This window comes from Mycobacterium branderi (assembly GCF_010728725.1).
GTDB classification, from domain to species: Bacteria; Actinomycetota; Actinomycetes; order Mycobacteriales; family Mycobacteriaceae; genus Mycobacterium; species Mycobacterium branderi.
Genome location: NZ_AP022606.1, coordinates 3,250,667 through 3,274,600, shown reverse-complemented (window position 1 = coordinate 3,274,600; position 23,934 = coordinate 3,250,667). Strand labels below are relative to the sequence as shown.

Annotated in this window: 2 protein-coding genes; both read right to left on the bottom strand. The window is 68.6% G+C overall.

All coding sequences use genetic code 11. The features are described 5' to 3' along the window. Positions 1-142: 142 nt before the first annotated feature. A complete protein-coding gene (locus G6N47_RS16275; RefSeq protein ID WP_083134351.1) occupies positions 143-1,099 on the bottom strand; it encodes a TauD/TfdA family dioxygenase in 957 nt (318 codons plus the stop codon). A 16-nt stretch (positions 1,100-1,115) separates the two neighbouring features. After that, on the bottom strand, positions 1,116-23,927 hold the full coding sequence (locus G6N47_RS16270) for a non-ribosomal peptide synthetase (protein WP_083134352.1): 22,812 nt from the start codon (positions 23,925-23,927) through the stop codon (positions 1,116-1,118). Positions 23,928-23,934: the final 7 nt, after the last annotated feature.

Genomic DNA, 23,934 nt, shown 5'->3' with positions numbered 1-23,934 from the left:
GCCGGACCGTCGTCGTTACCTCGATTCGACAACCCGTCTGAGCCGGTCGGGCCCCCGGCATTGTGGCTCCTAGAGTCAATCCCGCCGACGTCACCGCCATCGGCCACCATCCGCGGGCTGAATGCGCCTGACGCCGTGTGCTTTACGCGGACCGGACGTCGGGCGGCCAGGGGTCGGCCATGCCGACCAGGATGCGCCGGTCCCCGGTGAACGGCCGGCGCCCGTGCGCAACGAGCATGTTGTCGACGAGCAACAAGTCCCCGCGCTGCCACGGAAAGGTTCGGGTGTGGGCGCGGTACGCCTGGGCGATTTCCTGCAGCACGGGCTCGGGCACGGTCTCCCCGTCGCCGTAGGTGGTGTTGTAGGGCAGGCCTTCGACCCCGACGGAATCGATGAGCACCTCACGTATTTCGGGATCCAGCGAGAACGGGTTGAAGAACAGCCCGTGGTTGAACCACAGCTGCTCTCCGGTGATCGGGTGTTCGTGGATGGCTGGGCGTACGTAGGTGACTGTCAGCGAGTCGTCGGCACCCCATTCGACGTCCATCGCGTTCTCCCGGCAATAGGCCTCCACCTGATCGCGCTCGCTCGAACCGAACACGTCCTGCCAACTGAATCCGAGGAGCCCGAAGTGCCGCCGGTACCGCCATCCCCGCTCGGCGAACTCGTCGCGGATTGCCGCCGGGATCGCGGCGAGTACGTCTCGACAGTCGGCGAGCGGTGTCTCCCCGCCCGTGGCGGCCGGCGTCACGCAGCAGAAGTACAGCTTCTGCGGCCACGACGTGCAGTGGGAGTTCTCGTTGTGCAACGGGATAACTTCTTTGGCCGGATACTCCGTCGAGGTGAAGATGTTGTCCCCGACGGCGGTCCGCGGGGTGGCACGCTCGCGATAGCTCGCCCACTCCGTGGAAGTCGCCTCGATGCAGCTGCGCAGCGCCTCGGGGCTGTCCACCCCGAAGCCGCGAAACAGCAGGGCGCCACTGTCGCGCAACGCGGGTTCCCACGTCTCGCGGCTGTCGGTGAGCCATCGCAGCAGGTCCTGCCCGATGTGCTCCGGTGACATGACGCGCGGCAGGGTCCGTGTCTGCGTATCGGTCACGCTCCACCCTCCTTGATCAGATCAGTCCGAGCAGTTGCAAGTCGGTGACGTATTTGACGATGACCGGCGCCGAAACGTGCGGAATGTCGTTGTCAGGGCCGACTTTCGCTTCTTGCACGGCAGCACGGAACCGGTCGGCGGGCGCCAGAGGACCGTTCGTCGGCTCGGGCGGCTGCACGTCCGCGTAATTGCGCAACACGGTCTGCACCGTCTGCAGCACCGAGTGCTCGCGCTGCCGTTCGGGCAGGTTTCGCAGAGCGGCCTCGAACCGCCGCAACCACTCCCCGAAGTCGGCGACGCGCTCGATCGGGTAACCGGCCTCGATCAGCCAGTCGACGTACTCGTCGAGCCCGATCCCGTCGTCGTGCGGGTTCATCACGTGGTAGGTCTCGAACCCGTCGAACACCTGGGCGCCCAGTGTGGCGATCGCTTCCGCGACGAATCCCACTGGCAGCCCGTCGAAGTGCGCGCGCTGCCGGTTGCCGTCGGCGTCGAGCCGGTAGAAGGAGGCGGGCGCGATGCCGGTGGCGACCAGACTCAGCGCCATCCGGCTGAACAGGTCGGCGACGTTGAGCTGACCGGCGTAGGTGGGGTCGGCCAAGATCATGTCGCAGCGGAACACCGCGACCGGCAGCCCGCACAGATCGTTGGCCTCCCGCAGCAGCACCTCGCCGGCCCACTTGCTGTTGCCGTACCCGTTGGCGCGGGTGTCGTCGACGGTGCGGGTGGGGCTGACGACCCGGATGTCGGCTTCCTCGGTGAACTTGCCGGGCTCGATCTGGTCACCGACATTGGCGGTCGACACATAGGTGTAGGACTTCAGTTTGGTGGTCAGCGCGAGCCGGATCAGCTCAGCGGTGCCCACGACGTTGGGACCGAACAGCTCGCTGTACGGCAGCACGCCGCTCACCAGGGCGGCGGGATCGACGATCAGGTCGACGGTGTCGGCCAGCCGCTGCCAGGTCCGCTGGTCCAGGCCGAGGTTGACGTCGTCCTTGTCGCCGGCGATGACCTCGAGGTGGTCCTCGGCCAGTTCCTGGTAGTGCAGCAGCAGTTCGGGGTCTCCGCTGTCGAAGGTCTTGTCCAGACGGGCCCTGGCATCTTCATCAGTTTTCGCCCGTACCAGGCAGATCAGCGTGCCGTCCACCAACTCCATCCGCTCCAGCCATTCCAGCGCCAGGTAGCGGCCCAGGAAACCGGTCGCCCCGGTCAGCAGGACCGTCCGCACCTCGGGGCTGGGGCCCGGCAGCGCCGGGGCCGCGGACAGTGTGGCGGCGTCGATGAACTTGTCCAGCGTCAAGTCGCGGGCGTGCACCTCGGTGGCGTTCGCCGAGCCATGCACTGAGGCAAAGCTGGGCCCGTTGGCCTTGGGCTTGCGCACCAGCAGCCGGCTCAGGGTGCTCACGGACGGCGCGTCGAACAGGGCACGCACGGTGAGGTGAATGTCGAAGGCTTTGTTGATCGCGGCGATCACCCGCACCGCGGACATCGAGTCCCCACCCAGGTCGAAGAACGAGTCGTCGACGCCCACGCGTTCGAGTCCGAGCGCCTCGGCGTAAATGCCGGCCACAATTTCCTCGATGGCGTTGGACGGGGGCCGGTAATGCTCGCCGTCGAGGTATTCCGGCGCCGGCAGGGCGCGGGTGTCGAGTTTGCCGTTGGGTGTCAAGGGCATTGCGTCGAGTGCGACGACGGCGGCCGGCACCATGTAGGCCGGCAGCCGCTCGGCCAGCTGAGCGCGTAGCACCGCAGTGTCGGCGGTGCCGGTCACGTAGCCCACCAGACGCTTGTCGCCGGTGCGGTCCTCGCGGGCGATCACCACCGCCTGCTCGACCCCGTCCAAAGCGGTTAGGGCGGCCTGGATTTCACCGAGCTCGATGCGATACCCGCGGACCTTGACCTGCTCGTCGGCCCGGCCCAGATAATCCAGCTGCCCGTCGGCGCGCCAGCGCACCAAGTCCCCGGTGCGATACATCCGGGCCCCGGGCTCGCCGAACGGGCAAGCCACAAACCGCGACCCCGTCAAACTGGCGCGGCCCACGTACCCATACGAGAGGCCGCGGCCGGCCACGTACAACTCGCCGACGACGCCGGCCGGCACCGGCCGCAACGACCCGTCCAGGACGAACAACGCGGCCCCGGGCACCGGCGAGCCGATCGGCGGCGCACCGGATCCCGCTGCCAGCGGCGCGCTGATCGCCACGCACATCGTGGTCTCGGTGGGGCCGTAGGCGTTGACCATCACCCGCCCCGGCGCCCAGCGGTCCACCACCTCGGCCGGACACGCCTCGCCGACTGTCGCCAGCGCCACCGACTCCAACCCCTCGGGGGCAAGTGCTTTCACCGCCGACGGGGTTTGGGTCAGCATGCTGACCCGTTCGGTGACCAGCAGGTCGTGGAAGTCCTCGGGCGAAGCCACCACCGACTCGGGCACCACCACCACCCGGCCACCGCGCAGCAGCGCACCGAAGATCTCCCACACCGACACGTCGAACGCCAGCGAGTGCGAGTGCGACCACACTCCCGCCGCCGGCAGGCCGGCATCCAGGGACCCCAGTAGCTGGGTGACGTTGCGGTGGCTGATGGCAACGCCTTTGGGCACCCCAGTGGTACCCGAGGTGTAGATCAGGTAGGCGATGGCGTCGGGATCCGGCAGCGGCAGTGCCGTATTCAGTTGGGCACCAACGTCGTTGACGTCGACGACCGTCACGTCAAACCCGTCGAGCCGGTCGGCCAGATCGGCTGTGGTGATCACCACGGCAGGTGCGGCGTCGTCGAGCATGAACCCGATCCGGGCCGCCGGCATCACCGGGTCGATCGGCAGATAGGCAGCCCCGCTCTTCAGTACCGCCAGGATTGCCACGATGGCCTCGACCGACCGGGGCAACAGCAATCCGACGCATGAAGCCGGACCAATACCCTGCCCAATCAGCAAGTGCGCCAAGCAGTTTGACGCCTCGTCGAGTTCGCGATAGGTCATCGTGCGGCCCGCACCGCTGATCGCCACCGCCTCCGGCGCGCGGGTCACCTGCGCGGCGAACAACTCCGGGACCGACACGGCAGTCACAGGCTGGGAGAGCACCGCCCGGTTACCCCAGCCGTGCAGCCGGGCCTGCTCGGCCTCGTCGACCAGATCCACCGACGACAACCGCCGCCCCGGGTCGGCGGTCATCGCCGCCAACACCCGCTCGAACCGCCAGATCAGCGACTCGATGCTGGCCGCATCGAACACGTCGGTGCGAAATTCGACCGCCCCGCTGATCCCGGCCGGCTCACCGGCGTCGGTCCAGCGTTCGGCCAGAGAGAACGTCAGGTCCATCCGCGCGGTGTCGGCGTTCGTCGGCAGCGGCGTGACCTCCAGGTCACCCAGCGTCAGCCCGGCCTCGGCGCCACCGGCATGCCAGGGCAGGTTCTGCCAGGCCAACGACACCTGGACCAGCGGATGATGGGTCAGGCTTCGGGTCGGGTTGAGCCGCTCGACAAGCGCCTCGAAAGGCACGTCCTGATGCTCGTAGGCGGCCAGGCTGCGCCGCCTCACCCGGGCCAGCAGTTCGGCGACGGTCGGATCACCAGTCAGGTCGACGCGTAGCACCAAGGTGTTGACGAAAAAGCCCACCAATTCGTCGAGCGCCGCGTCGCGCCGCCCGGCGATCGGGAACCCGACGGCCACATCGCTGGTGGCGCAGATCTTCGACAGCAGCGCCGCAAAGGCGGCCTGGATAACCATGAAGCTGGTCGCATTGTGCTCGCGGGCCACCGCACGCACCCGCTGCTGAAGCTCGGCCGGCCAATCCACCATCGCGATCGCACCGCGCTGATCGGCAACCGGCGGGTAAGGCCGATCGGTGGGCAGCTGCAGCCGCTCAGGCATCCCGGCCAGGATGTCCTCCCAGTAGGCCAGCTGCGCGGCCAGCGGGCCGTCGGTGTCGTCGAGATCACCGAACTGCGCGCGCTGCCACAGCGTGTAGTCGGCGTACTGCACGGGCAGCGGCGCCCACGCGGGCGCCCGTCCCGCCCGCCGGCTGGCATAGGCCACACCCAGGTCACGCACCAGCGGAGTGATCGACCAGCCGTCGGCGGCGATGTGGTGCACGACGGCCACCAGCACGTGCTCGTGGTCGGCGATACGGAAAAGCCTTGCCAGGAACGGGATCTCGGTTGCCAAATCAAACGGGTGACGGGCCGCGGCTTCCATGGCCTCACTCAGCCGGTCCGCCGGCCAGCCGCCGGCATCGATGACCTGCCAGTCCAAGTCGACCTGCTCGGCGGGTACCACCAGCTGCTGAGGTATCCCGTCGGGCGCCGCGAACCGCGTGCGCAGGGTTTCGTGGCGGCCCACCACGTCGGCGAGCGCCGCGCCGAATGCATCGGCATCCAGCGGCCCGCGCAGGCGCAAGGCGGCCGACATGTTGTACACCGGGGACGGCCCGTGCAACTGGTCCAGGAACCACAACCGGCTCTGCGCGTACGACAACGGAATCACCGCCGGGCGCTCCACCGCCACCAACGGCTCGAGCCGGCCCTCGTCGCCACCGACCCGCAGCGCCAACTCGGCGACCGTCGGCGCCTCGAACACCGTGCGCACCGACAGGCGGACGTTCAGGCTGGAGTTGATCGTGGCGACCATCCGCATCGCGGACAGCGAATCCCCGCCCAGGTCGAAGAACGACTGGTCCACGCCGACGTGCTCGACACCCAGGACCCGGCCGTAGATGCTCGCCAGGATCTCCTCGACCGCGTTGGCCGGGGCGCGGTGACGATCGGTGTCCAGATACTCCGGCGCCGGCAACGCGCGAATGTCGAGTTTGCCGTTGACCGTCCGCGGCAGCTGCTCCAGTGCCACCACCGCGGCGGGGACCATGTACTCGGGCAGGCGGTCGGCCAGCTGGCCGCGCAGCACAGCCGGGTCTGCCGTCCCGGTGACGTAACCCACCAGGCGCTTGTCGCCGGGGCGGTCTTCGCGGGCGATCACCGCCGCCTGCTCCACACCGTCGCAATTCGCCAGTGCCACTTGGATTTCGCCGAGTTCGATGCGGTACCCGCGGATCTTGACCTGCTCGTCGGCGCGGCCCAGGTAATCCAGCTGGCCGTCGTCGCGCCAGCGCACCAGATCGCCGGTGCGATACATCCGTGTTCCCGGGCTGCCGAACGGGCAGGCCACGAACCGCGATGCGGTCAAGCCCGTTCGATTCAGGTAGCCACAGGCGACGCCGCGGCCGGCCACGTACAACTCGCCGACCACACCGGCCGGCACCGGCCGCAGCCACCCGTCGAGCACGAACAACGCCGCCCCCGGCACCGGCGCGCCGATCGGCGGCGTACCCGAGCCCGGCGTCAGCGGCGTACTGACGGTCACGTCCACCGTGGTCTCGGTGGGGCCGTAGGCATTGATCATCACCCGCCCGGGCGCCCACCGGTCGACTAGCTCGGCCGGGCAGGCCTCGCCGCCGACCAGCAATGCCGCCGATCCCAAGCCCTCGGGCGACAGCACCGCCACCGCAGACGGGGTTTGGCTGACGACGTCGACGTGTTCCGTGACCAGCAGAGCGTGGAAGTCGTCCGGCGAGCGTGTCACCGACTCGGGCACCACGATAAGTCGTCCGCCGTGCAGCAGCGCACCCCAGATTTCCCGGACCGAGGCGTCGAAAACGTAGGAGTGCCACTGCGTCGAAACCTTCGCCGGTCCCGGCGCGGTCATGCTCGCATCCAGTGCCGCCATCAGCTGCGTGACGTTGTGATGGGTAACCGCAACGCCTTTGGGCACACCGGTGGTGCCCGAGGTGTAGATGACGTAGGCGATGTCGTCGGGGGCCGGCGTCGGCGGAGCGGTGGTCGGATAGGTCTGGATTCGAGCGTCGGCGACGTCGATGATCGCCATGTCTGCGCCGTCGAGTCGCCCGGCGAACTCGGCGGTGGTGACCGCGGCGATCGGCGCGGCGTCGCCGAGCATGAACCCGATCCGCGCCGCGGGCAGCGCCGGGTCGATCGGCAGGTACGCCGCGCCGGTCTTGAGCACCGCCAGCATCGCCACGATCGCCTCGGCCGACCGGGAAAACAGCAGTGCCACACGCTGTCCCGGGCCCGCACCCTGCTCGGTCAACAAGTGCGCCAAGCGGTTCGCGGCCTCGTCGAGCTCGCGGTAGGTCATCGTGCGGCCTTCGCAGCACAGCGCCACCGTGTCCGGGGTGCGCGCCACCTGGGCGGCAAACAGCTCAGGAACCGACGCTCCGGTCGCGGGCCGGGTCAGCACCGCCCGGTTACCCCAGCCGTCCAACCGGGCGTGCTCGTCGGCATCGAGCAGATCCACCAACGACAGTGCCCGCGTGGGGTTCTCGGTCATCGCCACCAACACTCGCTGCAACCGACCGAGCAACGCCTCGATGCTGTTCGGGTCGAACACGTCGGTGTCGAATTGGACGCGCAGCCCGAGTTCGCGGCCCGGCATGGCCCGGATCGCGATCGGATAGTGGTTGTAGTCGCGGCTGGTGATCTCGGTGACGGCCAGTTCGTAGTCCCCGGACAGCGCGGCCGCGTCCAGGGGGTAGTTTTCGTAGCCCAGCAGGGTGTCGAACATTTGCTCCTGGCCGGTGACCCGGTGGATCTCGCTGAGCGCCAGGTGCTCGTGGTCGATCGTGTGGTTGTGGGCGCGTTGCAGTTGGTCCAGCAGGTCGGCGGCGCTGGTGGTCGCGGTGATGCGGGCCCGTACCGGCACGGTGTTGATGAACAGGCCCACCATCGACTCCGCACCGGCGACATCGGCGGGCCGGCCCGCGACCGTGGTGCCGAATGCGACGTCGTGCTGACCGGTCAGCGAGCAGAGCAGTTGCGCCCATGCTGCTTGCAGCACGACGTTGACGGTGGTGTGGCAGGAGCGTGCCAGCTCGCTGACGGCCCGCGTGGTGTCCTCGGCGATCTGGAACGACTTGACGCCCCGAGTGCCCAGCTCCAACCGTTGCGCGGGCCCGACCAGTGTGGGGGTGTCGAAGCCGGCGAACACGTCACGCCATGCGGCGCGCGCGGCGTCGAGGTCACGGCCGGCCAGCCAGGTAAGGAAGCTGCGATACGGCGCGGGTGCAGGCAGCGGCTGGCCGTAGTAGCAAACGAACATCTCCCGCAGCAGGATCTGTATCGACCAGCCGTCGAGCACGATGTGGTGATTGGTCAGCACGAACCGGTGCCGATCTTCTGCGGTGCGGACCAGCGCCGCCCGGAACACCGGACCGCCGTGCACTTCGCATACCGCGGCGCGTTCGGCGGCGCGCAGCTGCTCCATCTTGTCCTCGACATCGCCGCCGTCCAGCTCGACATAGCGCCACGGCGCAACGGGATTCGCGGGGATGACCTGCACCGGCTCGTCGAACTCGTCGCAGAATCGCGCAACCAGGTTGGGATGCCGGTTGACCACCGTTTGCAGGGACTCGTGCAGCCGGTGCGGGTCGAGCGGGCCGACGACGGTGAAATCCAGCTGCAGCGCGTAGACGTCGTCGTCGCTGTGGTGCCCGGTACTCGCGTGGAAGAGCAGGCCGTGCTGCACCGGGGTCAGCGGCAACAGGTCGGCGATGTCGTATTGCCGCTGCAGCAGGTCGATCTGCTGCTGGGTTACCGGCGCCGGTGCGACGTCCGACGGGGTCAGCCCGCCGCCGCCGGCTCGCACGTGGGCGCAGATGCCGGCCAGGGCCTGCAGCCACAGGCCGCTGAGTTCGCCGATCGCTTCCTGGTCGAGAGCCGAAGGCGCCCAACGCCAGTCGGCGTGCAGCCGGGGGCCGCCATCGGTGTCGAGCGTGCCGGCGTTGAGCTCCACGGTGTGGGCCAGCGCCATCGGTATCGCCGCGCTGGCGCCGATGGACGACAACGCGTCCTGGCAGGGCAGCCAGCCCTCCCCGACCGCGTCGCCGGCGGAGTTCAGGCGGCCCAGGTAGTTGAACCCGATCGGCGGATCCGACCCGTCCAGGTCGACGTCGTCGTTCAGATAGCGAAGCACGCCATAGGTCAACGGGTGTGGCAGGGCGCGAAGCTGCTCTTTGGCGTCCTTGATCAGTGCCCCCAGTGCCGCCTCACCGGCCGCGACCTGGGCCCAGGACAGCCCGCCGACCGTTAGCGACACCGGGTATTTGGTGGTGAACCACCCCACCGTGCGCGATAGGTCGACGTCGGCGCCCAGCTCTTCGTGACGCCCGTGGCCTTCCACGTCGATGCCGATCGGCGCGCTGCCGTTGCCGACGAATTCCGCTACCGCCAAAGCCAGTGCGATCAAAAGGATTTCATGCACGCCGGCGTGAAACGCCGCCGACACATCGTCGAGCAGCATCTCGGTGGTGTCGGCATCGACCGACAGCGACAAATGTCCGGCGCTCTCGTAGGTGTCGACGTCCGGTCTGACGCCGGGCAGCGCGCTCGGGGCCGCCGCCACCTGCTTCCAGGCATCGGCTTGCTCCACCACGTCGGGCCGGTGCGCGTATTCGGTGAGCAGCGATGCCCAGCGGGCGAACGAGGTTCCCCAGGCCGGCAACGCCACCTGCTGCCCGCCACGGTGCTGGGCCCACGCAATGTTGAGGTCCTCCAACACGATTCGCCACGACACCGCGTCGATGACCAGGTGGTGAACGACCAGCGCGAGCCGGCTGGTCGAACTGACCCACAGCGCGCGAAGCATCACCCCGTCGGCGGGGTTCAGCCGCGACCGTGCGCCGATGAGCGCCTCGTCGGAGAGCACGTCGACGGTCTGCAGGCAATCGCGCGCATCGACCGACCCCGGTTCGGGCACGGTCAGCATCCCGTCACCCGCGCGTGCACGCAGCATCGCGTGCCGATCCAGCAGCGCCTGCACCAGCACCACGACGTCGGCTTCGGTGGCCCCCACGGGGGCCTGCACCAGCATCGTCTGGTTGAACTGATCGACCGGGCCGTCAATGCTGTTCAGCCAGTGCATGATTGGGGTCGCAGCGACCTCGCCGACACCGTCGTCGACCGGACCGCTATGCGCTTCGGCCGTGGCGACCACCCGGGCCAGCCGGGCCACGGTCTGCTCGACGAACACATCGCGCGGCCGGCATATCAACCCCGCGGCACGCGCCCGCGCCGCCACTTGCATCGACGAAATGCTGTCCCCGCCAAGGTCGAAGAAGGAGTCGTCGACGCCGACCCGCTCGAGGCCGAGCACCTGGGCGTAGATGCCGGCCAGCACGTCCTCGACCGCGTTAGCCGGAGCGCGGTACCGGCCGGCGCTGTATTCGGGTGCCGGCAGGGCGCGGGTGTCGAGTTTGCCGTTGGGCGTCAACGGCATTGCGTCGAGTACGACCACCGCGGCCGGAACCATGTAGGCCGGCAAGCGTTCACCCAACTGTGCGCGGAGCTCGACCGGATCTGCGATGCCGGTGATGTAGGCGACCAGCCGCTTGTCATCGGGGCGGTCCTCGCGGGCGATCACCACCGCCTGCTCGACGCCGTCCAGCTTGGCCAGCGCGGCTTGGACTTCGCCGAGTTCGATGCGGTATCCGCGGATCTTGACCTGCTCGTCGACGCGGCCCAGATAATCCAACTGGCCGTCAAAGCGCCAGCGCACCAAGTCCCCGGTGCGATACATCCGCGCCCCGCCGGTACCGCCGAACGGGCAGGCCACGAAACGAGATGCCGTCAACCCTGGCCGCCGCACGTAGCCGGCTGCCACTCCGGCGCCGCCGACATACAACTCGCCGACCACCCCAGCCGCCACCGGGCGCAACCACGCGTCGAGCACGAACAGCGCTGCCCCGGCCACCGGCGACCCGATTGGCGGCACACCGGAGCCGGGTGTCAGCGGCGCGCTGATGGCCACGCACATTGTGGTCTCGGTCGGCCCGTAAGCATTGACCATCACCCGCCCGGGTGCCCATTGGTCCACCACCTCGGCCGGGCAGGCCTCACCCACTGTCACCACCGCCACAGAGTCCAGCGCCTCGGGGTTCAGCACCCGCACGGCCGACGGGGTCTGGGTCAGGACATCGACCTGTTCACCAGTCACCAAGGCGCACAAGTCATCTGGCGAGCCGACCACGGCGTCGGGCACCACGACCACGCGCCCGCCGCGCAGCAGTGCGCCGAAGATCTCCCACACCGACACGTCGAAGGCCAGGGAGTGGGCGTGCGACCACACGCCTGCCGCCGGCAGTCCCGCATCCAGCGACGACAGCAGCTGGGTGACGTTGCGGTGAGTGATGGCAACGCCTTTGGGCACCCCGGTGGTACCTGAGGTGTAGATCAGGTAAGCGACGTCATCGGGCGCCGGCAACGGCGGCGCTGTATTCGGTTGGACACCAACGTCGTTGACGTCGACGACCGCAACATCGAACCCGTGCAGCCGGTCGGCAAGCTCCGCGGTGGTGATCACCGCCGCCGGCGCGGCGTCATCGATCATGAAACCGATGCGGGTCGGTGGATGCCCGGGATCGATCGGCAGATATGCCGCCCCAGTCTTGAGCGTCGCCAACATCGCCACGATCGCCTCAGCGGACCGCGACAACAGCAGGCCCACGCACGCGCCAGTAACCGCACCATGGCCGATCATCAAGTGCGCCAACCGATTAGACGCCTCATCGAGCTCGCGATAGGTCATCGTGCGGCCTTGGCAGCTGATCGCCACCGCGTCGGGATTACGGGTCACCTGCGCGGCGAACAACTCGGGAACCGACGTCCCGGTCGCAAGCCGGGCCAACGCCGCCCGGTTGCCCCAGTCATTCAAGCGCGCGCGCTCACCGTCGTCGAGCAGATCCATCGACGACAGCCGCCGCTCAGGGTCGGCGGTCATGGCCGCCAACACCCGCTGCAACCGGCCGAGCAGCGCCTCGATGCTCGCCGCGTCGAACACGTCGGTGTCGTATTCCAGCCGGAAGGCCAGTTCGCGGCCAGGCAGGGCTTGCATCGTCAGCGGATAGTGGTTGAATTCGCGGCTGGTGAAGCCGGTGACGGCCAACTCGTGTTCGCCCGCCAATGCGCCGGTGTCGATCGGGTAGTTCTCGCAGGCGTAGATGGTGTCGAACAGTTGGTCGTGGCCGGTGATGCGGTGAATCTCGTTGAGCGCCAAGTGCTGGTGCTCGAGTGTGTGGTTGTGGGCGTGTTGCAGTTGGTCGAGTAGCTCTGCGGTGGTGGTGGCCGCCGTGATGCGCGCCCGCACCGGCACGGTGTTGATGAACAGGCCGACCATCGAGTCCGCGCCGGCCAGTTCGGTCGGCCGGCCCGAGACCGTGGTGCCGAAGGCGACGTCGTGCTGGCCGGTCAGCCACATCAGCAGCTGCGCCCAGGCGGCCTGCAGCACGACGTTGACGGTGGTGTGGCAAGACCGCGCCAGATCGTTGACCGCCCGCGTGGTCTCCTCGGCCGCCGTGAACGACTTGACCCCTCGGCTCCCCAACCCCATCTTGTGCGCCGGGCCCACCAGAGTGGGCGTGTCGAAACCGGCGAGCACATCGCCCCACGCGGCGCGGGCGGCGTCGAGGTCACGATCGGCCAGCCAGGCGAGGAAGCTGCGATAGGACCCGGCCGCGGGCAGTCGCTGCCCGCTGAAGCCGGCGAAAATCTCCCGCAACAGCACGGGCAGTGACCAGCCGTCGGACACGATGTGGTGATTGGTCAGCACAAACCGGTGCTGATCGGGTGCGACGCGGATCAACGCCGCCCGGAAGGCCGGCTGGCCGGTCAGATCGCAAACGGCGGAACGCTCTTCGGCGCACACCTGCTGCACCCGGTCCTCGACGTCGCCGCCGTCCAGCTCGACATGGCGCCACGGCGCGACGGGATCGGCCGGGATGATCTGCACCGGCTCGTCGAACTGGTCGCAGAATCGGGCCACCAGGTTGGAGTGCCGGTTGACCACCGTTTGCACCGCGTGGCGCAGGCGATCAGGGTCGAGCGGGCCGCTCAACGTGATCGCCAACTGGACCGCGTACACGTCGTCGCCGCCCTGGGCGGTGCCGGCGAGGAACAGTAGGCCCTGCTGCAGCGGGGTCAGCGGCAACACGTCGGCGATCTGGTACTGCCGCTGCAGTTCGTCGATCTGCGACTGGGTCAACCGCGCGGGCGCGATGTCCGACGGTGTCAGCCCGCCGCCGCCGCTGCGCACGTGCGCGCAGATACCGGCCAGGGCGTCGAACCACAGCCTGCTCAGCCGGCTGACCTGAGCCTCGTCGAGCGCCGACGGCGCCCACCTCCAGTCGGCGTGCAGCTGCGGGCCGGTGCCGGTGTCGACGGTGCCGGCATTGACCGCCACGGTGTGCACCAGCGGCATGGGAACAGCCGCGGCGACGCCGGTCAGCGCCCATCCGTCCGGGGAGATCCGCCACAGCTCGTCGAAGCCCTCGCCCGCCGCGGCGCCCAGCCGCCCCAGATAGTTGAACCCGATCAGCGGATCGGACCCGCCCAGGTCGACATCGGGATTCAGGTAGCGCAGCAGACCGTAGGTCAACGGGTGCGGCAGGGCCCGCAGCTGCTCCTTGGCGTCCTTGACCAGCGCTCCCAGCACGGGCTGGCCGGCGGCCACCTGCTGCCAGTCCAGCCGGCCGACCGTCAACGACACCGGGTACTTGGTGGTGAACCAGCCGACGGTGCGGGACAAGTCGATGTCCGCGCCCAACTCCTCGTGACGCCCGTGACCCTCCACGTCGATGCCGATCGGGGCGCCGCCGTTGCCGACGAACTCCGCCGCGGCCAAAGCCAATGCGATCAACAGGATTTCGTGCACCCCGGCGTGAAACGCGGCCGACACCTCGCCGAGCAGCGTGGCGGTGGTTTCGGGATCCAGCGACACGGACAGGAGCCCGGCGCTTTCCAGCGTGTCCACGTCTGGGCGTACCGCGGGCAGCACGGCCGGGGCCGCCGCCACCTGTGTCCAGGCGTCGGCCTGCTCCACCACCTCCGGGGCATGCGCGTGCTCACTCAGCAGCGCCGCCCACCGGGCAAACGAAGTCCCCCACGGCGGCAACACCACTGGCTGCCCGCCGCGGTGCTGGGCCCAGGCCGTGTTGAGGTCCTCCAACAGCACCCGCCACGACACCGCGTCGACCGCCAGGTGATGAATGATCAGCATCAGTTGACTGCTGTCGGCCACCCAGAGCGCGCTGAGCATCATGCCGTCGGCCGGGTTCAACCGGGACCGCGACTTGACCACTGCCTCGTCGGACAACGCATCGACCGACTGCAGGCAATCGCGCGCATCCACCGAACCCGGCTCGGGCACGGTCAGCGACCAGTCGCCCCCGCCGTCGTCGACGCGCGCCCGCAGCATGGCGTGCCGATCCAGCAGCGCCTGCAACAGCACCACGACGTCGGCCTCGGTGACCCCGGCCGGGGCCTGCACCAGCATCGTCTGGTTGAACTGATCCACGGGACCGTCAATGCTGTTGAGCCAGCGCATGATTGGCGTCGGGATCACCGGCCCGACGCCCTCGTCGACCGCGCCGGGCTCGCCGTCGGCGGCGGTGACCACGCGGGCGAGCCGGGCTACGGTCTGTTCGACGAAAACATCACGGGGCCGGCACATCAGGCCCGCGGCGCGGGCGCGCGCCACCACCTGCATCGCCAAAATGCTGTCGCCGCCCGCGTCGAAGAAGGAGTCGTCAACGCCGACGCGCTCGACGCCGAGCACCTGGGCGTAGATGCCGGCCAGGATCTCCTCGACCGCGCTGCTGGGTGCGCGGTATCGCTCGACATCGGTGTATTCGGGCGCGGGCAGGGCACGTGTGTCGAGTTTGCCGTTGACGGTCAGGGGCAGCGCCTCCATCGCCACCACCGCGGCGGGAACCATGTAGGCCGGCAGCCGCTCGGCGAGCGCGGCGCGGACGTCGACCGGGTCCGCGGTGCCGGTGACGTAACCGACCAGCCGCTTGTCGCCTGGGCGGTCTTCGCGGGCGATCACCGCCGCCTGCTCCACCCCAACCAGGCCGAGCAGGGCGGCCTGGATTTCGCCGAGTTCGATGCGATATCCGCGGATCTTGACCTGCTCGTCGGCGCGGCCCACATAGTCGAGTTGACCGTCGGCACGCCAACGCACCAGGTCGCCGGTGCGATACATCCGGGCTCCCGGCGCCCCGAACGGGCAGGCCACGAACCGCGACCCGGTCAACCCGGCCCGCCGCCAATAGCCGCAGGCCACGCCGCGACCGGCCACGTACAACTCGCCGACCACCCCGGCGGGCACCGGCCGCAACCAGGCGTCGAGCACGAACAGCGCCGCCCCCGCGACCGGCGAGCCGATCGGCGGCACCCCGGACCCCGGCGCCAACGGCGCGCTCCGGGATGCACACACCGTGGTCTCGGTCGGGCCGTAGGCGTTGACCATCACCCGCCCGGGCGCCCAGCGGTCCACCACCTCGGCCGGGCTGGGCTCACCGCCCACGATCAATGCCAGGGAATCCAGGCCCTGCGGGGACAGCATCGCTACCGCGGACGCGGTTTGGCTCAACACGGTGATCTGTTCGGCGGCCAGCAGGGCGTGGAAGTCGTCCGGCGAGCGCGTCACCGGTTCGGGCACCACCACCAGCCGGCCGCCGTGCAGCAGCGTGCCCCAGATCTCCTCGACGGACGGGTCGAAGGCATAGGAATGGCATTGCGCCCACACCCGTGCCGCGCCAGTCGGCAGCGGTGGCTCCGACCACTCCACCAGCTGGGTGACGTTGCGGTGAGTGACGGCCACGCCCTTGGGCACCCCGGTGGTGCCCGAGGTGTAGATGATGTAGGCGATGTCGTCGGGGCGCGGGGCCGGTAATGGGGTGCTGGGCTGCGTCGCAGCGGCGGGATCGTCGAGGTCGACGACGAGCACGTCGTGACCTTCCAGGCGCCCGGCCAGTTCGGCGGTGGCAATCACCGCCGCCGGCGCGGCGTCGGCGAGCATCAACGCGATCCGCGCCCGCGGGTGCGCCGGATCGATGGGAAGGTAGGCCGCGCCGGTCTTCAGCGCCGCCAGGATCGCGACGACGGCCTGGGCCGACCGCTCCGCCAGCAACCCCACCACGCGCCCCGGCCCCACATCACGGCTGGCCAACAGGTGCGCGAAACGGTTAGCCGCCTCGTCCACCTCGCGGTAGGTCAGCGAGCGGCCTTCACAGCTGATGGCCACCGCATCCGGAGTCCGCGCCGCTTGGGCGGCGAACAACACCGGGATCGACGCCGGCGACGACGCGGCCGCAGTCAACACGGCCCGGTGGCCGAGCTCGTCCAGCCGGGCGTGCTCGGGCTCGTCGAGCAGGTCGACCGAGGCCAACTGCCGGGTGGCATCGGCGGTCATGGCCACCAGCACCCGCTCCAACCGCTCGATCAGCGTTTCGATGCTTTCCGCGTCGAACACGTCGGTGCGAAATTCCACCGCCCCGCCGATACCGGCGGGCTCCCCGGCCTCGGTGAAACGCTCGCCGACCGAAAACGCCAAATCGATCCGGGCGCTGTGGGTGTCCACCGGCATCGGCGTGACGTCGAGGCCATCCAACACCAAACCGGCAGCCGGGTCCGTGTGGCCGGCGAAATTCTGCCAGGCCACCATCACCTGAATCAGGGGATGATGAGCCAACGACCGGGACGGATTGAGCCGCTCCACCAGCAATTCGAAAGGCACGTCTTGGTGTTCGTACGCCTCCAAACTGCGTGCCCGAACCTGGCCCAAGAGTTCGGTGAAGGTGCCATCACCCGGGACTTGCACCCGCAGCACCAAGGTGTTGACGAAAAACCCGACCAGGTCGTCAAGGGCCGGATCGTCGCGGCCGGCGACCGCGAAGCCCACCGCGACGTCGCTGCTGGCGCTGAGCCGCGACAGCAGTACCGCCAGCGCCGCCTGGATCACCATGAAGCTGGTCGCGTTGTGCTCGCGAGCCACTCGGGCGACCCGCTGCTGCAGCTCTGCGGACCACTCCAGCACCACGCTGGCGCCGCGCTGATCGGCAACCGGCGGGTAGGGCCGGTCGGTCGGCAGATCAAGTCGCTCAGGCATGCCGGCCAGCGCCTGCTCCCAGTACGCCAGCTGGGCGGCGATCGGGCTGTGCGGATCCTGCAGGTCACCGAGGTGGGCACGCTGCCACAGCGTGTAATCGACATACTGCACTGCCAATTCGAACCAGCCGGGGGCATGCCCCGCCGACCGGCTGGCGTACGCCATGCCCAGGTCGGCGGCCAGCGGTTTCAGCGACGAGCCGTCCGCGGCGATGTGGTGCACCACGATCACCAGCACGTGTTCCTCGTCGGTGACGCGGAAAAGCCTTGCCCGCAAAGGGATTTCGCTTGTCAAGTCGAACGTCAGGCATGCTGCTGCCTCGATGGCATCGTCCAGCCGGCTTGCCGGCCAGCCGCTCGCGTCGACGACCTCCCACCCGAAATCGGCGTCGTCGCAAGGGATAACCACCTGCCTGGGTGTTCCGTCGACCGCCCGGAACAGCGTGCGCAGGCTTTCGTGCCGGCCCACCACATCGGCCAGCGCCGCCCTCAGTGCGTCGGCGTCCAGTTGACCGCGCAGGCGCAACCCCGCCGCCATGTTGTAGATCGCCGACGGCCCCTGCAGTTGGTCGATGAACCACAACCGCTGCTGCGCATAGGACAGCGGAACCACCGCGGGCCGCTGCGCGGGCACCAACCGCGGCCGGCCGGCGCCGACTTCGATGCGCGACGCCAACTGGGCGACCGTAGGTGCCTCGAACACGGCACGCACCGCAAGATCGGCGTCCAGACTGGCGTTGATCGCGGCAATCAGGCGCATCGCCGACAGCGAATCCCCGCCCAGGTCGAAAAACGAGTCGTCGACCCCCACTCGCTCCACGCCGAGCACGTCTGCGCAAATACCGGCCAGGATCTCTTCGACAGGGGTGCTCGGCGCGCGATACCCGGCGGCGCTGTACTCGGGTGCGGGCAGGGCGCGCGTATCGACTTTGCCGTTGCGCGTCAACGGCAGCTCCCCCAACACCATCACCGCGGCCGGAACCATGTAGGTCGGGAGCCGCTCGGCCAGCGCCGCGCGGATATCGGCTGGGTCTGCCGTGCCGGTGAAATAACCCACCAGGCGCTTGTCGCCTGGGCGGTCCTGGCGGGCGAGCACCACGGCCTGATCCACCCCGTCGCAGGCGGCCATGGCCGTTTGGATTTCACCGAGCTCGATGCGATACCCGCGGATCTTGACCTGCTCGTCGGCCCGGCCCACATAGTCGAGCTGACCATCACGGAGCCAGCGCACCAGATCCCCGGTGCGATACATACGTGTTCCCGGCGCTGCCGCGCCTCCGAACGGGCAAGCCACAAATCGCGACGCCGTCAAGCCGGCCCGGCGCCAATACCCAACCGCCACCCTGGCACCGGCCACGTAGAGCTCACCGACCACTCCGGCGGGCACCGGGCGCAACCAGCGATCCAGCACGAACAACGCCGCACCCGCCACCGGCGAGCCGATCGGCGGCCCGCCCGACCCTGGTGTCAACGGCGCACTGACGGCCACATACACCGTGGTCTCGGTGGGACCGTAACCGTTGATCATCACCCGCCCGCGCGCCCACCGGTCCACCACCTCGGGCGGACATGGCTCACCGCCGACAATCAACGCCGCTGAATCCAGCCCCTGCGGGGACAATATCGCTGCGGCAGAAGGGGTTTGACCAATGACGTTGACGCGCTCGGCAACCAGCACATCGTGCAAATCGGCGGGGGAACGCGTCACCGAGTCCGGTATCACCACCAGCCGTCCGCCGTGTAACAGCGAGCCGAAGATCTCCAATGCCGAGAAGTCGAAGGCGTGCGAAAAACACTGGCTCCACACCTGACCCGGCCCAGGGTTGAAGCCAAAGTCGACGGGGGGAAGTATTTGGGCGACGTTGTGATGGCCGACCGCTACCCCTTTGGGGACTCCGGTCGTGCCGGAGGTGTAGATGATGTAGGCGATGTCGGCGGGGACCGGTCCGGGCAGTGCGCTGCAAGGCTGGGTGCCGATCGCAGGGTCGTCCACATCGACGACCACCCCGTCATGCCCGGCTACCCGCTCGGCAAGACCGGCGGTGGTGATCACCGCCACCGGTGCGGCGTCGGCGAGCACGAACTCGATCCGCCCCTGCGGATGTTCCGGGTCGAGCGGTAGATACGTCGCACCGGTTTTGAGCACCGCCAGCATCGACACGATCGCCTCGGCCGAACGGGGCAACAGCAGCGCCACGCATGCGCCCGGGCGCGCACCATGGTCAACCAGCAAGTGCGCCAACCGATTAGCCGCTTCGTCAAGCTCGCGGTAGGACAGTGACCGGCCGTCGCAGCGCAGCGCCACCGCATCCGGCGTCCGCCCCACCTGCGCAGCGAACAGTGCGGGAACCGACACCGCGGTCACCGGCCGAGTCAGCGCCGCCCAGTTGCCCCACTCCTCCAAGCGGACGTGCTCGGGGCCGTCGAGCAGATCCACCGACGACAGCCGCCGCGCAGGGTCGGCGGTCATCGCTGTCAATACCCGTTCGAACCGCCCGATCAGCGCCCGGATGGTGTCGGCGTCGAACACGTCGGTGCGAAACTCGACGTCCCCACCGATGCCCGCCGGCTCGCCGGAGTCGCTCCAGCGCTCGGCCAGCGAGAACGTCACGTCCATGCGGGCGGTGCGGGTGTCCACCGGCAGCCGCGTGGCCTCCAGATCACCCAACGCCAACCCGCCGGTGGGTTCGTTGGCGTGCCCGGGGAAGTTCTGCCAGGCCAACACCACCTGCACCAGCGGGTGATGGGCCAGGCTCCGAACGGGATTGAGCCGCTCGACCAGCAGCTCGAAGGGCACGTCTTGGTTTTCGTAGCCGGCCAGGTTGCGCTGGCGCACCTGAGCCAGCAGCTCGGCCACGCTGGGATCACCGGTCAGGTCGACCCGCAGAACCAGCGTGTTGACGAAGAACCCGACCAGGTCATCCAGTGCCGGATCGCGGCGCCCGGCGATCGGAAACCCAACGGCCACATCGGAACTCGAGCTGAGTTTCGACAGCAACACCGCCAGCGCGGCCTGCAGGACCATGAAACTGCTGGCGTTGTGCTCGCGGGCTACCCGGGCAATCTGTTGCTGCAACTCGGCGGGCCAGTCCACCGATACGGTGGCCCCGCGCTGATCGGCAACCGCGGGGTAAGGCCGATCGGTGGGCAGTTCCAGCCGCTCCGGCATGCCGGCCAGCGCTTCCTCCCAGTAGGCCAGCTGCTCGGCCAGCGGGCTGTCGCCGTCTGCCAGGTCACCGAGGATCTCTCGCTGCCACAGCGTGTAGTCGACGTACTGGACCGGCAACGCGGCCCACTGCGGGGCCTGTCCGGCGCACCGGCTGGCGTAGGCGGCACCCAGGTCCCGCACCATCGGGGTGATCGACCACCCGTCGGCGGCGATGTGGTGCGCCACGGCCACCAGCACATGTTCGTCATCGCTGACGCGGAAAAGCCTTGCTTGCAAAGGGATTTCGGTGGCCAGGTCGAATGTGTGCCGGACCACGGCGCCGACGGCCTCGTCCAGCCGGCTTGTCGGCCAGCCACTGGCATCGATGATCTGCCAGTCCAGGTCGGCCTGCTCGGCGGGGATGACCACTTGTTGCGGTGTGCCGTCGACCGCCGGGAACAGCGTACGCAGGCTCTCGTGTCGGCCCACCACGTCGCCCATCGCCGCACCCAGCGCGTCGACGTCAAGTCGCCCGCGCAGCCGCAACGCCGCTGCCATGTTGTAAACCGCTGACGGTCCTTGCAATTGGTTGATGAACCACAACCGGCTCTGGGCGTACGACAACGGAATCACCGCGGGCCGCTGGGCGGCCGTCAGCCGCGGCAGCCGGCTGGCACCCACTTCGATCCGCGATGCCAACTGGGCAACCGTGGGCGTCTCGAACACGGTGCGCACCGCGAGGTCGGCGTCCAGGCTGCTGTTGACGGCGGCCACCATCCGCATCGCCGACAGTGAATCCCCGCCCAGGTCGAAGAACGAGTCGTCGACCCCGACCCGCTCCACGCCCAGCACCCGCGCGTAGATGCCCGCCAGAATCTCCTCGACCGGGTTGCCCGGCGCTCGATATCCGCCGGCGGTGTACTCCGGTGCCGGCAGAGCCCGCTTGTCGAGTTTGCCGTTGACCGTCAGCGGCAGCTCCTCCAACACCACCACCGCGGCCGGCACCATGTAGGCCGGCAGCCGCTCGGCGAGCGCGGCTCGTAGCTCGGCAGGATCCGCCGTGCCGGTCACATAACCCACCAGGCGTTTGTCGCCGGGGCGCTCCTCGCGGGCAATCACCGCCGCCTGCTCGACCCCGTCCAGCCCCGTCAGGGCCGCTTGGACTTCACCGAGTTCGACGCGATGCCCGCGGATCTTGACCTGCTCGTCGGCGCGCCCCACGTACTGCAGCTGCCCGTCGGTGCGCCAATGCACCAGGTCCCCGGTGCGATACATCCGAGCCCCGGCACCGCCGAACGGGCAGGCGACAAACCGCGACGCGGTCAGCCCGGCCCGGCGCACATACCCATAGCTCACGCCCCGGCCGGCCAGATACAACTCGCCGACCACGCCGGCAGGTACTGGACGCAACCAGCCATCGAGCACGAACAACGCCGCCCCCGCCACGGGCGAACCGATCGGCGGCACTCCTGAGCCCAGGGCCAACGGCGCGGTCATCGCCGGATAGAACGTCTCGGTGGGGCCGTAGGCGTTGATCATCACCCGTCCGGGTGCCCAGCGGTCCACCACTTCGGCCGGACAGGCCTCACCCGCCACCACCAACGCCGTCGACTCCAGGCCCTGCGGCGACAACACCGCCACCGCCGAGGGAGTCTGGCTCAAGACGTCGACGTGCTCGGCAACCAGCAAGTCATGAAAGTCGTCCGCGGAGCGCGCCACGGACTCCGGCACCACCACCAGCCGTCCACCGCGCAGCAGCGCGCCGAAGATCTCCCACACCGACACGTCGAACGCCAGGGAGTGCCATTGCGTCCACACGCCTGGCCGCGGCAGACCGGCATCGAGCGTCTCCAGCAGCTGCGTGACGTTGTGGTGGGCCACCGCCACACCCTTGGGAACACCTGTGGTGCCCGAGGTGTAGATGACGTACGCGACGGTGTCCGGGTCCGGCTCCGGCAGCGCCGTTGCGGGGTGGTGGCGGACAACGGGGTCATCGACATCGATGACCGGCATGTCGCACCCGGCCAGCCGGTCGACCAGCCGCGCGCTGGTGATCGCGACGATCGGCGCGGCGTCGGCGAGCATGAACTCGATCCGCGCCTGCGGGTGCGCCGGGTCGATGGGCATGTAGGACGCACCGGTCTTGAGCGCCGCGAGGATCGCCACGACGGCCTCGGCCGAGCGACCCAACAGCAGCGCGACGCACTGCCCCGGACCCGCACCCCGCTCGGCAAGCAGGTGCGCCAACCGGTTGGCGTCCTCCTCAAGCTCGCGATAGGTCCACGAGCGGTCGCCGCACACCAGCGCCACGGCTTCCGGTGTCCGGCTCGCCTGCGCGGCGAACAACGCCGGAATCGACACCTTGGTCGCGGGCCGGCTCAGCACCGCCCGATGACCAATGTCGTCCAACCGGGTGATCTGTCGCTCGTCGAGCAGATTCACCGACGACAGCGGCCGCTGCGGGTCGGCGGTCATCGCCACCAACACCCGCTCCAATTGCTCGGCTAAATCGCTGACATCACAGTCGGGAAGCAACCGGCCGGCTCCCGGCGTGCTGAGGAATAGCTGATCGCCCGAGCCGAAAAAGAACATTCCAAACTGGTCCGCCAGCCCGGCATGGGTCAGTGTGGCCGATGCCGGCGCGCCACCGAACTGCCCCATGCGTGTGGTCGGAATGAAATTGACCACGACCCGATTCGACGGTTGCCCAGAGCCGCGACGCATCTTGTTCTCGAGAACGTGCACCGGGAACCGCTGATGCTGCAGCGCTTCTTGCATTCGCGCGTGCACATGTTCGCAAAAGTGGGAGACCGCAGATCCCGGCGAGGCTTTCAACACCAACGGCACGATCCCGGACACCATCCCGGGCACCGTCTTCGTCTCCGGACGCACCCGCCTGCTCACCGGAAAATCGAGCACAACCTCCGAACCGTCGAGGCTCCAGCCGCGCACCAAAAGGGCGCACGCCGCCGTCATCACCGACGGCCGATCCACCCCCAACCTTTGCGCCAACTCGTCGACAGCGGCAACGACGGATGGATTCAATCGAACCGGTGGTGAAGATTCATCCGGCTGACGCGCGTCTGCCTCGGTACCCGCCAACCGATAATCCTGCTCGCTTTCCGGCGGCAGGTTCTCGGCCCAATACGCCTCATCGTTGCGATAGTCGGCGGAGGCTTCATATTCTGTTTCGCAATCAATCAGATCATTCAGCGACCCGAAAAAAGCCGGCGGAATCGACGCCCCCGAGGCAATGGCAGAATATACGGCCGCGAACCGATGGCAAATAAGCCCGAGACCGATTCCGTCGACAACGATGTGATGGCAGCACGCGAACAAATAGAACTCATCGGCCCGTGTCTGCAATAAGGCAAATTTGAACAGCGGCCCGCTGAGCGGCATCGGGATGCGTTGGATTGACGAGGCTATCCGATGGACTTCTGCGACCGGATCCTCGGACGCGGTGAGATCGTAGCGAGCAAGCTCGACGTGTGGGTCGTCAACTAATTTTTGGAAGACCTGGCCGTCCACCTGGAAAAAGGACGCTCTAAGCGGTTCGGCCTCGCGCACCGTCCGCCGGATCGCCCACTCGAGCAAATCAGGCTCGATCGTGCCCTCGACCAGCCCTAACAGGCCTAGCTGCCACCCCGTACTGGACTGACCTGTTTCCTGCGCAAGCCAGATATCCAGTTGTTCCCGCGTCAGCGGGAAGACGCGGTCACCAAGTTCCATTCGGCTC

Coding starts and splice junctions, on each gene's coding strand:
- G6N47_RS16270 (WP_083134352.1), bottom strand. CDS start 23,927: ATGGAACTTGGTGACCGCGTCTTCCCGCTGACGCGGGAACAACTGGAT.